This is a genomic window from Gammaproteobacteria bacterium (assembly GCA_035501935.1).
Lineage (GTDB): Bacteria > Pseudomonadota > Gammaproteobacteria > JAJPIJ01 > JAJPIJ01 > JAJPIJ01.
Window position 1 is genome coordinate 59649 of the sequence record DATJVC010000024.1, and the last position, 14381, is coordinate 74029.

9 protein-coding genes are annotated in these 14381 nt (G+C 59.6%); 6 read left to right on the forward strand and 3 right to left on the reverse strand.

Annotated features, from left to right (window positions below):
• Positions 1 to 110: 110 nt before the first annotated feature.
• Positions 111 to 2174 carry a polyphosphate kinase 1 gene (ppk1, locus tag VMH34_06230; GenBank protein HTT08370.1) on the forward strand — a complete coding sequence of 688 codons (2064 nt, stop codon included), beginning with the start codon at positions 111 to 113 and terminating at the stop codon, positions 2172 to 2174.
• Here ppk1 and VMH34_06235 read toward each other — a convergent pair.
• Positions 2169 to 2948 carry a uroporphyrinogen-III synthase gene (locus VMH34_06235; GenBank protein HTT08371.1) on the reverse strand — a complete coding sequence of 260 codons (780 nt, stop codon included), beginning with the start codon at positions 2946 to 2948 and terminating at the stop codon, positions 2169 to 2171. The genes ppk1 and VMH34_06235 overlap by 6 nt on opposite strands.
• 51 nt (positions 2949 to 2999) lie before the next feature.
• Here VMH34_06235 and arfB point away from each other — a divergent pair, with 51 nt between their 5' ends.
• The 4 genes from arfB to VMH34_06255 all read left to right on the forward strand — a co-directional run bounded on the left by arfB (position 3000) and on the right by VMH34_06255 (position 9098).
• Positions 3000 to 3419: an alternative ribosome rescue aminoacyl-tRNA hydrolase ArfB gene (gene arfB, locus VMH34_06240; GenBank protein ID HTT08372.1), complete on the forward strand. Its 420-nt coding sequence runs from the start codon at positions 3000 to 3002 to the stop codon at positions 3417 to 3419.
• Between the two features lie 201 nt (positions 3420 to 3620).
• A complete protein-coding gene (locus VMH34_06245) occupies positions 3621 to 6170 on the forward strand; it encodes a cyclic nucleotide-binding domain-containing protein (protein ID HTT08373.1) in 2550 nt (849 codons plus the stop codon).
• Between the two features lie 194 nt (positions 6171 to 6364).
• Positions 6365 to 6571: a YdcH family protein gene (locus VMH34_06250; GenBank protein HTT08374.1), complete on the forward strand. Its 207-nt coding sequence runs from the start codon at positions 6365 to 6367 to the stop codon at positions 6569 to 6571.
• Positions 6572 to 6596: 25 nt separating this feature from the next.
• On the forward strand, positions 6597 to 9098 hold the full coding sequence (locus tag VMH34_06255; GenBank protein HTT08375.1) for a cyclic nucleotide-binding domain-containing protein: 2502 nt from the start codon (positions 6597 to 6599) through the stop codon (positions 9096 to 9098).
• 108 nt (positions 9099 to 9206) lie between these two features.
• On the opposite strand, the gene VMH34_06260 is transcribed toward VMH34_06255, so the two are convergent.
• Both VMH34_06260 and VMH34_06265 read right to left on the reverse strand, forming a co-directional pair.
• Positions 9207 to 9524 (reverse strand): Rap1a/Tai family immunity protein, encoded by a 318-nt coding sequence (locus VMH34_06260; GenBank protein HTT08376.1) that lies wholly within the window; start codon positions 9522 to 9524, stop codon positions 9207 to 9209.
• A gap of 185 nt (positions 9525 to 9709) precedes the next feature.
• Positions 9710 to 12925: a hypothetical protein gene (locus tag VMH34_06265; GenBank protein HTT08377.1), complete on the reverse strand. Its 3216-nt coding sequence runs from the start codon at positions 12923 to 12925 to the stop codon at positions 9710 to 9712.
• Positions 12926 to 13127: 202 nt separating this feature from the next.
• Between VMH34_06265 and VMH34_06270 the strand changes: the two genes are divergently transcribed.
• Complete coding sequence (locus tag VMH34_06270) at positions 13128 to 14369, forward strand: magnesium transporter (protein HTT08378.1); 1242 nt, start codon at positions 13128 to 13130, stop codon at positions 14367 to 14369.
• Positions 14370 to 14381 lie beyond the last annotated feature (12 nt).

Here is a 14381-nt window from a genome sequence, read left to right on the forward strand (position 1 = left end):
TATTTATGGTCTGCGTGTTAACATTCGGATTGAGCCGCAGATAAGGCCCCCTATCATCCCATTGCGGCCAAGATTTATTTTGTTTCCATATAATCTCAGGATACATAGACGTGCCACTGACTCGATCTGAATTGTATATCAACCGTGAGTTGAGTCAGTTGGAGTTCAATCGCCGCGTTCTGGAACAGGCGAAGGACGATTCCGTGCCGTTGCTCGAACGCCTGCGCTTTCTATGCATCGCCAGCACCAACCTTGATGAATTTTTTGAAATCCGTGTCGCCGGACTCAAGCAGCAGGTGGTTCACGGCGCTGCCCAAAGCGGGCCGGATAATCTCTCTCCTCTTGAGCAGTTGAAGCGCATCAGTGAAACCGCACATGCCCTCGTCGGTGATCAATACCGCGTGCTCAACGAAATTCTTCTCCCCCGGCTGGCCGAGCAGCAGATACACCTGCGGCCACATGGGGAATGGGACGAAAAATTAAATGATTGGGTGGGCCGCTATTTCAACCGTGAGTTGTTACCGGTTTTAAGCCCGTTTTCGCTGGATCCAGCGCATCCATTCCCCAGAATCCTGAACAAGAGTCTCAACTTCATGGTGGCGCTGGAGGGCATGGATGCCTTCGGCCGCCACAGCGGGACTGCCATAGTGCAGGCGCCGCGGTCTCTGCCCCGTATCATCGAGGCCCCTCCGGCCGACGCGGGAACGGGGCAGGTGTTCGTCCTGTTGTCTTCCATCATCCAGGCGCGGGTGGGCGATTTGTTCCCCGGCATGAAGGTCATCGGTTGTTACGCCTTCCGCGTCACCCGCGACAGTGAATTGTTCGTCGACGAGGAAGAAGTGGATGATCTGCTGCGGGCGCTGGAGGGTGAATTGCCCGCGCGCCGTTTCGGCGACGCCGTGCGCATCGAGGTGGCCGACGATTGTCCTTCCGAAATGATCAGCTTTCTCTCCGCGCAATTCAACCTGAGCACTGATGACATTTATCAGGTTCACGGGCCGGTGAATCTTTCCCGTTTGCAGACATTGCACGAGCTCATCGAGCGACCCGACCTCAAGTACGCCGGTTTTACGCCCGCCCTGCCCCGCCACCTCAGCAGCGAGGCGGACGTTTTCGAGGCCATACGCAACGGCGACATTCTATTGCACCATCCATTTCAATCTTTCGCCCCGGTCGTGGATTTTATCCGGCAGGCCGCGCGTGACCCCCGCGTACTGGCCATCCGCCAGACGCTGTACCGCACCGGCGCCGACTCCACGATCGTGCAGTCGCTCGTTGACGCGGCGCGTCAGGGGAAGGAGGTCACCGTCGTCATCGAACTGCGCGCGCGTTTCGACGAGGAGGCCAATATCGAACTCGCCAGCCAGTTGCAGGAGGCGGGCGCACACGTGGTCTATGGTGTGGTGGGTTACAAGACGCATACCAAACTGGCGTTGGTCGTGCGCCGGGAGGATCGCGCCTTGCGGCGGTATGTGCATGTGGGCACAGGCAACTATCACCCGCGCACCGCCCGCATCTATACGGACTTCGGCTTGCTGTCGTGCAATCCGGTTTTGGCCGAGGATGTACAACGCGTGTTTCAACAACTCACCTCGCTGGGCCGCGCCAGCAAATTAAAGCTGCTGCTGCAATCACCTTTCACCCTGCACAAAACCATTCTGGAATTGATCCAGCAGGAAGCCGCACTGGCGCAACAGGGCAAACCCGCCCACATCATGGCCAAGATGAACGCGCTGACCGAACCCAATGTGATTCGCGCCCTCTACGAAGCATCACAGGCCGGCGTGAAAATCGATCTCATCGTGCGCGGCATCTGCATGTTGCGTCCGGGCATGGCCGGCGTATCGGAAAACATCCAGGTGCGTTCCGTGGTGGGGCGCTTTCTGGAACATGCGCGTATTTTCTATTTCCACAACAACGGCCAACCGCGCGTTTATCTGTCCAGCGCCGATTGGATGGAACGGAATTTCTTCCGCCGCGTGGAAGTGGCCCTTCCCGTTGAGGACGCCTCACTGCGCGACCGCGTTGTGAATGAAGGTTTGCGCAGTTATTTGAACGACAATACGCAAGCCTGGCTGCTGCAAAGCGATGGTAGTTACAAGCACCTCACTCCCGGGTCGCACAAACCCAAAAGTGCCCAGCAGCATCTCCTCGAAACCCTCAGTTCTTCATGATTTTTTTGCGTCAACATACTCGACCAATGCCGCGATAAGCCCGTCATCACTGGCGCCGGGGGCAACGTTTGCCGTGCCGGTGAATCCGCAACACTGACATTCGGCGGCAATGCGTTTGCTCATGACCACGAGTGGCACGGCCAACAGCCATTCCTGTCCTTGCGCGTGAATGAGGCGCGCAAGATTTTCCATGCCTTCGACACTGGTGACGACGGTCACATCGGGGCGCCCGCCTCCTGCGGTCTGGATGGCGTCGACGATATTGCTCTCCGCCGGATCGCGGCGATAGATCTCAAGTCGTTCCACCCGCGCGCCGCGCGCATGCAATTTTTCCGTTAGCAATGCGCGGCCGCCGACACCGCAGATCAGGAGTACGCGACGGCCCCGCACCTGTCCGGCCCGCAAGCAGGACATAGCAAGCAGACCCTCGCTGCTGGCCAGGTTTCCGGATGGCGTCTCCGCGCCACTGATGCCAGCATCACGCAATACCCGCGCCGTTGCCTGGCCAACGGCAAGTATCATTGCGTGATTCACCGTAATCTCGTGTGAGCGCAGAAATGGAAGGCCGTATTCGACCGCGTCTGGACTTAAAAAAATGTAAATGTCCGCGGCCGCCGGCACCGCCGGTGGCTGTAGTGGCGTGATGACAATGGTCGGCAGCACGATGGGTCGGCCTCCGGCTTCGCGAATTCGCTCGCATAACGGTGCGGCGCGCGAGGCTGGCCGGGTAACCAACACCGCTGTATCCTCCAGTGACAAACGGGCGCACGACATGACGCGAAAGTAACCGAGCGCACCGCCGCATTCAAGCCGGAGGGAGCAATCATGATACCAATCACGCCTGCGCTGGCCTTGCGCGATGAGGAGATCGAGCTGCACTTCATCCGCGCCGCCGGACCGGGTGGCCAGAACGTCAACAAGGTGGCGAGCGCGGTACTGCTGCGCTTCGATGTGCGGCATTCGTCCACGCTTACCGCAGACGTGAAGGCGCGATTAGTCGCGTTGGCGGGCCAACGAATGAACGCCGCGGGCATTTTGGTGATACGGGCGCAACGACATCGCACCCAAGATACCAATAAAAAAGACGCCGTTCGCCGCCTCGCGACACTCATCCGTGCAGCACTCATCCCGCCCAAGCAACGGCATAAAACCATTGTGCCGGCACGAGCACGGCGGCGGCGGCTGGAAAACAAGCGCCGACATGGCCAGCTTAAAACCAGCCGGCGAAGTGATTTATTCGATTAATCAACGCAAAATCATGAAAAATGTGAGGCTGCTCACAAACTTCGCCTTTATTTCTGCGATACGGCTCACAAAACGCCGTTTTGCCTCTGCATGAGGGGTTTGGAGCGTCTTTAATTAATCTTGCCCGGCGGGGGAGTGCCCCCGCGAGGGAGCTGTACATAAGCTGTACACAATTATAACTACACCACGAGAGTGAACACGATGACTATGGCGGCCTCTTTTCTCCCGCTGGAGCAGGCCATCGGAAATTTGGTGCCTTTGCGCAATATGCCCGCTACACAGCGGGCGCAGGTACTGAAATCCGCGCAGGTCGTAGAGTATCCCAAGGGCGTATTCATCTTCCGTCAGGGCGAGCGCGACGGTTATGCTTATTTCCTGCTCGCGGGTACTCTCGAGATGTATCGGGATAATCAATTGGTGCAGGAAGTAACGGGCGGCACGGCAGCGGCGGCTCATGCGTTGGCCCAGCTGCAACCGCGCCAGTTTTCCGCGCGCGCCACCACCCCAGTTTCCCTGCTGCGCGCCGACCGCGCCCTCATGGACCAGACCAGCCACTGCCTCACCGATCAAGGCGGTTTGCTTGAGGTCCGGGAAATCGACCAAGCCAGTCAGGACAGCGACTGGATGACCCGTCTGCTGCGTTCTGAGCTTTTTGCCCGCATCCCGGCAGCCAACATTCAGCGCATCTTCAGGCAACTTGAAGGCATCCCTGCGCACGCCGGAGACGTCATCCTTCGCCAGGGCGAGCCCGGAAATCACTATTACATCCTGCGCGAAGGCCGGTGCATGGTCAGCCGCACGCCCGGTCAGAAAGGTCCGGCGGTGCAACTGGCCGAACTGCATCCCGGCGATTCCTTTGGCGAAGAGGCGTTGGTCGCCAATGCCAAACGCAATGCGACCGTGACCATGCTTACGGACGGCGAATTGATGCGGTTGACCAAGGAAGACTTCATCGAACTGATCCGCACCCCATTGCTGCGCCAGATTGATTTCGCCGAGGCCCAGCGTAAGTCGGCCCAAGGTGCGCAATGGCTCGATGTCCGCAATGCTGCTGAATTTGCGAAGGCCTCGCTACCTCAAAGTTTCAATATCCCGTTGAGCATGCTTCGCCTCCAGCATCAGAAACTGGCACGTAATGCGACATACATTGTGGTCTGCGATGATGGTGCGCGTAGCGCGGCAGCCGCTTTTCTGCTGGCGGAGCGGGGCTACGATGTCATGCATTTGCGCGGCGGATTGAATGCGTCCGGGGCATTGAAATCAGCCCCCCAGACCGCCGAGACAGCCGCCGCCAACCAAGGTGCGAATGTCCTGTCGTTTCCACCGCCCATCAACAAACCACCGGTCCCGGCTTCTCAACGCACCGAGTCCGAACTCGACTCCATCATGCCAGCGGCCGCAAAAGAAACAGCCGCTGCGCAATTGGATGCGGATGTTCGTGTTTCGACGCTCCATGCCGAATTGATGGAGGTTAATCTGCGGCTGCAGGAGGCTCTGCGGTTGAAGGATGACGCGGAACTGGCGCGCCTAGAGTTTGAAAAACGCATCGCCATGGAATTGCAGGCCGAGCGCGATCGGTTGCACACCGAGGAAGAACGTGCCCGACAGGCGTTGGCCGAAACGGCGCGGCTGAAAGAGGAGCTCGAGGCCGCCAAACACAAGGCCGAGGCGGAAGCCCTGAGGCTGCGGCAGGAGGAGGACCAGCGGCTGGAGCAATTGCGCGCCGAGGCCGACCGCCGTTTGCAAGAGGAAAAACAGAAACTTGAAACGGCCTATGCCTGGAAGGAAGAGGAACTGACGCGGGTTCTGCGGGAAAAACAGGAAGCGGAAACCCAGCTGGCAGAGGAGCGCAGACAGTTGGCGGATGAAAAGTTGAAGGCCCGCCAGCGATTGCAGGAAGCGCGGCATTTGCAGGAACAGCTGGAAGAATTGCAAAAAATCAACGCCGAGGAAATCGCCACACGCCTCCAGCAGCAGGAAGAACTCGAATCAAAGCTGCGGGATGAAATAAAAATGAAGATCAACGCCGAGCGCCATCAGCTCGAAACAGAATTTGCGCGTAACGCCCGGCTGCTGGAACAGGCGCAACTCGAACGCGAGGCGGCGGAGGCCGCGCGTCAGGCTGCTGCCGAGGAAGCTGAACGCATAGTCGCCGAATACCGCGTTGCCCATGAACGCTGGAAAACAGAGGAGCAGGCGCGGTTGGCGGCAGAGCGTCAACACTTGGAAAGCGAAGCGCTGCAGCTCGAAGAAAACCTTGCCGCTGCAGTCAATGCGCGCGCCGAAGCGGAGGCCGCGCGTCTAGCCGCCGAGACTCATTTGCAGGCCCTCAGGGCGATTTCGCCCAATGGCGCGGATGTCACGGCTGCCACCTCCGCGCAATGGCAAAGCGAAGTCCGGAAGGCGGAGCACAGCATCAGCGAGGCCAGCAAACACGTTCAAGTCGCGCTGCAAGCGGAGGAAGCGGCGGCGGCGGCAATCGAAGAGAATCAGGTTGAATTGACGCGCCAGGAAGAGGCGGAAAGCGCATTGCATCTCGAAATCCAGCAGGACATTGACGGCTGGCTCAGGGAACAGGAGGATCTGGAAAACTCCGACATTCAGCGCATGATTCTGGCCAATCAGCGCGAAAATATGGAACGGATCAAACGCAGCGCCGAGGCAGCGCGCAAGGCTGTTCAAGAGCATGATCAGCAATTGCTTGACGATCTGGCCAAGCGTTTGTGCCCTGTCGGTCGTACTCCTTCCTAAGCTCGCGCGCTTCTTTCCATTTGCCCGTTTGGCCCCCGATCCGGGGGATTCCACGCTTGGTTGTTCTTTTGCCGATGCGATAGCGCTATAGTTAACGCATCGAACAGCGGGCGGGGGCTGCCGTTGATTAGTGTTTTCCTAGGCCTTTCTGTCCCGGCCCTAGGGCGCGACGTCGGCCGCCGGTGGGGGCGGCCATGGCCAATGAAGATATAAAATCGATACAAAAACAACTCATGGAACTGCAGATCGAACATCGCGACCTGGATGACGTGGTGCGCCGCCTGTCACAGGATCCCATGGTCGATCAACTCCACCTGACCCGCCTCAAAAAACGCAAGCTGTACCTCAAGGACATGATCCAGCGCCTCAAGAGCCGGCTCATTCCCGATCTGGACGCCTGAATCATTCAACCCGGAACACACTCTCGTGGCCGATCCCCAGCAAAATTTCATAGACTCTCTGCGGATGCTGGTGCCCATCAATGGACTGCCATCACAGTATCAGGATCAACTGTTCAAAGAAGCGCAGGTCATCAAGCTGAAAAAGAAGGAGATCGTTTTTGCACAAGGTAGCCGTGATGATTTTTCTTATTATTTGCTTGAGGGCACCATTGAGATGTACGCCAACGATCAGTTCATCAAACAAGTTGAGGGCGGTACCGGCGCGGCCTTTCATCCTCTGGCGCAATTGCAACCCCGGCAGATGACCGCCAAGGCCAAGACGCCAGTAACGGTATTGCGCGTCAATCGAATGCTGATGGATCGACTGCTCAGCCTGGGTCATGACACACCGGCCGCGTCAGGAGGGATCGAGGCCGCCGAGATCAGCGGGGAGAGCGGCAGCGACGATTGGATGACCATCCTCCTGCAGTCCGAACTGTTTATGCGCATTCCACCGTCCAATATCCAAAGGCTGCTTGCCACCATGCAGCCGGTTGAATTCAAGGCTGGCGATATCGTCGTCAAGCAGGACGACCCGGGCGATTATTACTACGTCATCAAGTCGGGACGCTGCGAGGTCTGCCGCAAAACCAGCAAGGGTACCTCTGAAATCCGTCTGGCCGAACTCGGCACGGGCGTTAGTTTTGGCGAGGAGGCCCTGGTCTCGGGCTCCAAACGCAATGCGACGGTGCGCATGCTGACGGACGGTGAACTGGGAAGGTTGACCAAGGACGACTTCATCGAACTCATCAAGAAGCCGCTGCTCAAAACGATGACCTTCGAGCAGGCCCGGGCCCAAGTCAAGGAAGGCGGCGGCATATGGCTGGACGTGCGCTTCCCCGAAGAATATCAGCAGGGTCATCTCGCCGACAGCATGAACATCCCGCTGAACGTCCTGCGCACTCAAGCCGACAAACTCGACAGCAGCAAATCCTACGTTGCCTATTGCGATACCGGCAGCCGCAGTTGTGTGGCGGCCTTTTTGCTCACGCAACGCGGCCTAGATGCCTCATATTTGGAAAGCGGCTGCCTGCGCCATATAAACCCCTTGCCGGTCAAACCTACGGCCGCCGCTTCAAACAAACCCGCGCCTGCAGCCGTGCCGGGAAAACCTGCGACAACCGCCTCAGTCAAATCCGCCACATCACCAGCCAAGGCCACACCGAAAGTAGAGCCGCCAGCAGTGCCCGTGACACCAGCAGTCGTGCGCCAAGCAGCGGCTTCCGTGGATGCCGAGGTACGCGCCTCCGCGCTGCGCACGGAGGTGGCCAAGGCCGATCTGCAGCTGGAAGAGGCGGAACGATTGAAAGCCGAGGCGAATCGCCAGGCGGCGGAACCCGCCGCGCAAGCGAAGCTCCGCGCCGAGCGGGATCGTATCGAAGCCGAGGCGAAGCGGGCGGCGGAAATCATGGCGGAGGCGAAGCGCCTCAAGGAGCAACTGGAAAATGAGAAGCGACAGGCCGAGGCCGAGGCCGAGCGGCTGCGCCAGGAGCATGAATCCAAGCTGCAGAAATTGAAGGCGGCCGCCGAAGATCGCCTCAAGGCCGAAGAGGCCAGGCTGCAGGAGATGTACCGGGCCAAGGCCGAGGAAATTGAGGCCCTGCAAAAACAAAAAAACCAGGCCGAGTCTCAGTTGGACGCCGACCGCAAAAAACTCGCGGAGGAAACCACCGAAGCACGCAAGACACTCGCGGCGGTAAAAAAGCAACTGGAGGCACAGCAAGAACAGGAGCGCAAGCTGCGCGAGACATCGCAGTCCCAACTGGCCGAGGAACGGCGCAAATTGGAGGCGGAATTTGCGCGCAATAATGCCATGCTGGAATTGATCAAGCAGGAAAAGAAGGCGGCCGAGGCGGCACGCCATGCGGCGTCCGAAGAGGCCGAGGCCATCATTGCCGAACACAAGTCAAAGTTCGAACAGATGCGTGCACAAGAGGAGGCCCGCATGGCTGCCGAACGCCGCGCCCTGGAAGCTGAGCGCGAACGGCTGCTGCGGGCCGCCGAGGCAACCGCCCAGGCGCGCACGGAGGCGGAAAAATCGCAGCACGAGGCCGAGAAACGCGTTGCGCAATTGAGAGAACAGCGCGCCCATACCGATGAGCCGATGACCGTCGCGGCGGCGAAACACTTGCGCGCGGAGATTGAGAAACATGAGGCCAGGGCAGCGGCGGCCGGCGAACGGCTGCGCGTGGCCATCATCAACGAAGAAACCCTGCAGGCCGAGAAGTTGGAAAATGAGAGAAATTTTTTGCTCCACTCGACAATGAACAAGGCGGTTCTCGAACAGCTCGAACGCGAACTTCAGGAGTGGTCCGACGAACAGGATCGACAGGAGTCCTCCACCGTCGGCCGCGACACGCTCGCCCGCATGCAACAGCAGGTCGCCCGCATCAATGAAAAGGCGCAGAAAGCCAAGAAAGAATCCGAGTCACATGACGAGAATTTGTTAAATGAGCTTGCTTCGGTCATTGGCGACAACGACGACTGAACCGTCTGGACGGCGGCACAAGCGGCTCAACTTTCGAACGGAATCCGTGCACTTTGCATGCCCGAGTTGCGAGAAGCCGCGCCTTTTGCTCGCGGCCCGCTCGGAACGTCAGGCGGAGGGCTGGCAGGGATAGGATTTGTTCAGGGCCTCGCTGGCCAATATATATGCCGCCTCGTGCAGGCGCGGCTGATTTCTTTTCAGCCACTGCACGATCTTGTCCCGCACGTCTTCAGGCGCCACGCGTTGCGGATCAATGCAAAACAGTTTCTCACCTGGATTCTGTTCCTGCATACCATCCACTGTCGCGACCAAACCGACGACAAAGGTCATGCAAAGTTGATTTTCATCGTGGGTATTTTCGCAGGCCTCTAGCAATTCCTGGCCGCTCAGCACGTCCTCCTCTTTCGGTGGCTCCTGGGCCAACACGGAAGACCACCCGCAGCTCCAGCCGAACAACATCAGCCACGATTTTATTGCGTTCACCTGAAAATTATGTTTCCCGCGAGACCAGTGTCTTTATATTATTTATATTATTTGCTCGTTCCAGCAGCGGTCGAATGATCGTGTGAAATAAAAATGCCTTGGCCGCCATGAATGTCGCCTGAATCACGTCATGGCTTGGAGCCGCCGGCCACATTCATGGTAAGGAGGTCGGCCTTGGCGTCCGCGTAGCCCTGCGCGGCGGCTTGCTGGTACCAGCGAATTGCCTCGGCGTCATCGCGCGGCACGCCCTTGCCGGTGCGGTAGAGATAGCCCAGATTATATTGTGCGGCGGCATGTCCCTGTTCGGCGGCTTTGCGATACCATTTTACCGCCTCGGCGTCATCACGCGGCACGCCCTTGCCGGTGCGGTAGAGATAGCCCATGTTGTACTGCGCGTCGGCGTACCCTCCTTCCGCCGCACGTCGGTACCATTCCGCCGATTTCTCGTCGTTCAATTCCACCCCTTCGCCGGTGGAATAGGACAACCCCAAACTGAACTGCGCCAGTGTATGTCCCTGCACGGCGGCGCGTTCGTACCACGCGGCGGCTTCCTTCTCATCCTGGGGCACACCCTCACCAAAGGCATATGCCACGGCCAGATCATACTGCGCATCGGCGTTACCCTGCGCTGCCGCTTTTTTGTACCACTCCACCGCCTCCACACGATCCTTGGTCACACCCTCGCCAGCGTAGTAGAGATAGCCCAAATGCGCTTGCGCCTCGGCGTTGCCCGCCTCCGCCAGCGGTTTGAGCATGCGAAATGCCGCACCGTAGTCATGGCCGGCGATGGCCGACTTGGCGGCCGCCAGGGGATCCGGTGCCACCGGGGCTGCCATTGCGACCGCATTTTCTGCAGGTGCAGAAGCGACTGATACCGATCCAGTAGCTATGGCGCCGGCAGTGGCGGTGGGGGAACTCTCAGCCGCAGTGGGCGCGGTGGTTGGTGATGGTTCATTGCCGGCGACGGCCGCCGGCGCGGCGTTGGCAGGCGATGTCCGGGAGACCGTTGATTCGGGATTTGTGTTCGCTGGTGTGGTGGGCGGGGACTCCGCCATGGCCGCATGGTCTTCTTTTTTGCCGAAGAGACGCTTGAAAAACCCGCCGATGCCGCTGTTTTCCTTGGCGGGCTGACCCGTTTCCGCCATAGCGGGCTTGGCAGCGTCCGCCGCCACACTTGAACTGCTGACGATCTCAGGCGATACGGTCGTCGAAGCCGCTCCACTACCCGTTGCCTCCGGACTTGCAGTGCTGACCGTCGGTGCGGCCGCGGTGCCGCTGGAATCAGTGGCTCCAGAATTTGCAACAGGCGACGCAGCATTCGCATTGCTGGCGGTATTCACCGCAACGACCGGTTCGGTCGGTGGCGGTGCGGCTTCAGCGGCCGCGGGCGGTCTGGACGCGTTCGAATCAGGCGTAGGGGTATTCGCAGCAGGTGCCGAGACATCGGCGCTGGCCGTGCTGGAATCGACGGGCGGAGCATTCGCCGCCATGATGGGACTGCTCGCGTTCGTTGAAGTATTCTGATCAGTGGTCGTCGTCGCTTGAGAGACGGCAGGATTGGCCATCTGCTCAGCCACCTGTGCCGCCGCACTGGCATTTTTATCGTCAGTTTTGGCGGCGGCTTGAACCTTGCCTTCCCCCCCGCCGTTACGTTTGAAAAGTTTGCCAAAAAAACTAAACAACCCTCCTTCGCTCTTGTCCGCTGGCGCGGCGGCCGCCGCTACATTACCGGGCGCTTCCGTGGCAGCAGCGACAGCCGGCGCAGCCGTTGACGCGGCGGTCGCAGTAGCGCCCGCCGCTGCCATGGTTTCCGCTGCCACTGCCGGGACATTCTCTGTCGCCGGGGATGATGTCGACGCAACGGGCTGGGGGGGGGGCTGTGATTGCGAATCTGTGCTCCCGACCGGCGAGGATCTCGTGTTGTTCTGATCGTTGCCTGCAACGGAACCCTGGCGCGGGACATATTCAATCTTGGGTGGTGGAACCTTCGATTCGGTTTCCGCCAGGTTGATTGATTTTTCCAGATTCTCGACATTGGCCCTGGCCCCGGCATGGCCCTGATCCGCGGCGCGCCGCAGCCACCTCAAAGCCTCGCGATCATCCTGCGAGACTCCCTCGCCGAGCAGGTACATGTTGCCCAAGTTGTACTCGGCCTCGGCGTTGCCCTGCTCCGCCGCGCGCCGGTACCACACCGCCGCACTGGCCGAATCCATCGGCATGCCCTGGCCGGTTTGCTGCATGATGCCCAATTGTAACTGGGCGTCGGAATTGCCTTGCGCGGCAAGTTGTTGAAAGACGTCAGCCGCAGCAGGGTAGTCACCTGTGGACAGCGCCTGTTTCGCCTGTTCCATACTTGGCGTTGCCTTTGCGGCTGCGGCGGCACTGTTATTCTGCGAGGCCGCTTCAGCAGTTTGCGCGGAGACGGAAGTCGTTGACGCCGCGGCGGCGGGCTCCGCGGCCGGCGCGGGCGGTGCGGACTTCGTTCCAGCCGCGGCTGTTGCAGAATCCTCCAGGCCGGGGGCGGATTCGGATTTTCCAAAAAGACGCTTGAAAAAACCACTGACGCCGCCCGAAGTCTGCGCAGTAGCGGCGGGTGTGGTGGGGTTCGCCGTCGCGGCGACAGACTGGCTGGCGTCTGTTGATGCCGCGGTGTGATCTGCCGGCGGGGAGGCCGGCGTTTCAACCGTGGGCGGTATGCTGCCGGGCTCTGGCGCGGCGTGCGCTACCGCTGCATCTTCCGCGGACTTATTTGAAACAGGAGGTGCCGTGTGGTCCTGGCGATCACCAGAAGCTTGCGTCGACGTTTCCTGCTTCGCCGTCTCCGGTATTACTGCCGATGAACCGCTGGTGGCATCCGTGGCTGGCTTGGAGTCCGCCGTTTTTAAGTCGGCCGCATGTTCGGGGACCGCATCGCGCGCCGCTGGAAGGACTGCGGAACCGGTAAGCGACTCCAGACGCGCGTTGGCCTGGGCGTGCCCCTGCTCGGCGGCACGGCGCAACCAAGTCAGGGCCCAAGTCGCGTCCTGCGGCACGCCTGTTCCGGTACGGTACATCTCGCCCAGATGATATTGGGCCTCGGCATTGCCTTGGGTGGCGGCCTGGCTGTACCACGCGAAAGCCTGCTGCGGGTCGGGATTGACGCCCCGGCCTTCTTCGTACATCGCTGCCAGTTTCAGCTGGGCCTCAACGTTCCCGCTGTTGGCGAGGATCTGATACTCGTGCAAGGCGGTGGCGTAGTCTTCGTGCCGGTAGGCCACCTCGGCCGCGGTCATGTCCGCCAGCACCATCGCCGGCCATAACGTCAACATGCACCACAATACCCGCCCGCCTTGTCCGCGTGTCATGTCAGGTCCACACCCCGCCGATAAACAGCCCAGAGCGACATTCGCCCGCGTCCTGATAGCACTAAACAACCGATCAGGTCAAGCGGAAGACTTGGTCGTTCGGGGTGATTGATATTCTAACCTGCCGCTTCGCATTGCCGTCCGCACGCGTCTACAATGGAGACACTGATTACAAGCTGCCCGACCGTTCGAGGAATTATGCATGATCGAATCCACCACTCCGGCCGCTTCAACGGCGGTTGATCAAACCACCGTCCGCAAACTGGTCACCGCCGTGCAACGGCGCGCGCCCCTGGATGCCGTTGATCTGCTAGCCCGCGAAAGCGATGAAATGATTGCCGAGGTGTTGGGATATCTGCACCCGCCCCTGGCGCTGAAGATTCTAATGCGTTTCCCGGATGTGCGCCGCGCAGCCATTGTTCCGGAGGTTAATACTCAATTCGGGACTCAGCTGTCGCTGAATCAGAAATATCCCGAGGAAAGCGTGGGCCGGCTGATGGAACCGGCAGGAGCGGTTTTCGGCATGGGCGTGAGCGTGCGCAAGGCCATCGAGAAGATCCGCGAAGTGGCCAAGGAATCACTGCTGACCTATGCCTATGTCATTGATGATGAGCGACGGTTGCAAGGCGTCATTGTCATGCGCGACCTGCTGCTGGCTGAGGAAGATACGTTGCTCATTGACATCATGGTGGAAAATCCATTTTTCTTTCATCCGGAGACCACGATTAGCGAGGCCATGCGCGCGGTGGTGCACCGGCATTACCCGGTCTATCCGGTGTGTGATGCCAACAGGTGTTTGCTGGGCCTGGTGCAGGGCTACATGCTGTTCGAGGAGCAGGCCTTCGAGATGAGTGCCCAGGCCGGTCGTATGGTCGGCGTCGATAAAGAAGAACATCTCTCCACCGCCTGGCCTATATCGCTCAAGTTCCGCCAGCCGTGGTTGCAAATTAATTTGTTAACCGCGTTCATCGCCGCGGCGGTCGTTGGCCAGTTCGAAGACACTATTTCGCAGGTGGTGGTCCTGGCGGTATTTCTGCCGGTGCTCGCGGGGCAGTCCGGCAACACCGGCTGCCAGGCTCTGGCGATCACCTTGCGTGGCCTGACATTGGGTGAGTTCGAGAACATCCTGCAACGTCAAATTATAGTGAAAGAGGCGCTGCTTGGATTATTGAACGGTCTGTTGGTCGGCGTGGTGGCCGCGGCGGCAATGTATTTCTACGCCAACCACAGCCACGCACAAAGCCCGCTTATGCTGGCGCTGGTGGTGCTGCTGGCAATGATCGGCGCCTGCGTCGCCGCCTGCGTCACCGGGGTGCTGATTCCGTTGACGTTGAAACGTCTCGGTGCCGATCCGGTGACCTCCTCCAGTATTTTTCTTACCACTGCGACTGACGTCACCAGCATGGGCCTGTTTCTGTGGCTGGCCAAGTCATTGGTTCTCTAAATTCCCAAAACG

Excerpts from the sequence above, each read along its gene's own strand:
- VMH34_06265 (HTT08377.1), bottom strand. The coding sequence starts at position 12,925 with ATGACACGCGGACAAGGCGGGCGGGTATTGTGGTGCATGTTGACGTTA.
- VMH34_06235 (HTT08371.1), bottom strand. The coding sequence starts at position 2,948 with ATGTCGTGCGCCCGTTTGTCACTGGAGGATACAGCGGTGTTGGTTACC.
- arfB (HTT08372.1), top strand. The coding sequence starts at position 3,000 with ATGATACCAATCACGCCTGCGCTGGCCTTGCGCGATGAGGAGATCGAG.
- VMH34_06270 (HTT08378.1), top strand. The coding sequence starts at position 13,128 with ATGATCGAATCCACCACTCCGGCCGCTTCAACGGCGGTTGATCAAACC.
- VMH34_06250 (HTT08374.1), top strand. The coding sequence starts at position 6,365 with ATGGCCAATGAAGATATAAAATCGATACAAAAACAACTCATGGAACTG.
- VMH34_06245 (HTT08373.1), top strand. The coding sequence starts at position 3,621 with ATGACTATGGCGGCCTCTTTTCTCCCGCTGGAGCAGGCCATCGGAAAT.